Source organism: Mesorhizobium sp. LEGMi-168a, from assembly GCF_058312955.1.
Map to the genome: position 1 here is coordinate 1 of NZ_JBZEGV010000159.1, position 1,019 is coordinate 1,019.

The following is a 1,019-nucleotide window of genomic DNA, read 5'->3' on the forward strand; positions in this document are numbered from 1 at the left end:
CCATGCGCATGAAGTGGTAAGCGGCGCTGAGATAGTCGTCCGCCGAGACCAGATCGCCGGCGGGCCCGTAAGGCAGACCGACCTGGACGAAGCAGCGCCCGGCCGCCTCACGCATCTCGGGCGAGAAGAAGCGCCCCTCGATCGACAGCATGTCGACGCCGGCCGCGTTCGCCGCCGCCCCTTCTTCAAGCGTCGTGACGTAGAGCATCGAGATCTTTTGCCCGCGCGCCTTCATGGCGCGGATGTCGGCGACGGTCGGCCGGTTGTTCTTGGTGACCATTTGTTCCCTCAGACGGTGAAAGCGTTGCGGAAGGCTTCGAGCGCCGCCTCTGGATCGCCCGAGGCGAAGGCCTCCATGCCGACCGGGCCGCGATAGCCCATGTCTTTAAGCGCGCCAGCGATGCCGCGATAGTTGATCTCGCCGGTGCCGGGCTCCATCCGCCCAGGCACGTCCGCGACCTGAATCTCGCCGATCCAGGGCAGACAGGCGCGGCAGAGCTCGATCAAATTCCCCTCGCCGATCTGCGCATGATAGAGGTCGAGATTGAGGCGCAGGCCCGGCCGGTTGACGCTGGACACCAGCGCCAGCGTGTCCTCGGCGCGTGCAAACGGCATGCCGGGATGGTCCACCGACAGGTTCAAATTCTCCAACGTGAAGGTGACTCCTTCCTGCTCCGCAAGATCGGCGACGCGGTTCAACGTGTCGCGCGCCTTGAGCCACATCGCGCCGGTGACAACCTCGCAAGGGCTGACTGGCAAGCCGCCCTCGCCCAGCCCGGTGCCATGCAAATTGAGCCGGGCGACGCCGAGACGCTTGCCGACGGCGGCCGTCTCCTTCGCGGTCTTCAAGAGGTCCGCGGCGCCCTCGTCATCGGCGAGCCGGCCGCGCAGATAGCCGTTCATGATCGAAAAGGCGGCGCCGGATTTTTCCAGCATCGCAAGGTCATGGTCCGGCCAGTTCCAGAGGCCGACCTGGAAGCCCATTTCGGTCAGGCGCTTGACGCGGAATTCCATCGACC

At 65.7% G+C, this 1,019-nt stretch carries 1 protein-coding gene and 1 pseudogene; both read right to left on the reverse strand.

All coding sequences use genetic code 11. The features are described from left to right. Positions 1-280, reverse strand: a pseudogene (locus AC4FWB_RS34620) (3-methyl-2-oxobutanoate hydroxymethyltransferase); the annotation flags it as partial. 8 nt (positions 281-288) lie between these two features. After that, positions 289-1,014, reverse strand: a complete 726-nt coding sequence (locus AC4FWB_RS34625; RefSeq protein WP_491030707.1) for a TIM barrel protein — start codon at positions 1,012-1,014, stop codon at positions 289-291. Between the last annotated feature and the right edge of the window lie 5 nt (positions 1,015-1,019).

Excerpts from the sequence above, each read along its gene's own strand:
- AC4FWB_RS34625 (WP_491030707.1), bottom strand. The coding sequence starts at position 1,014 with ATGGAATTCCGCGTCAAGCGCCTGACCGAAATGGGCTTCCAGGTCGGC.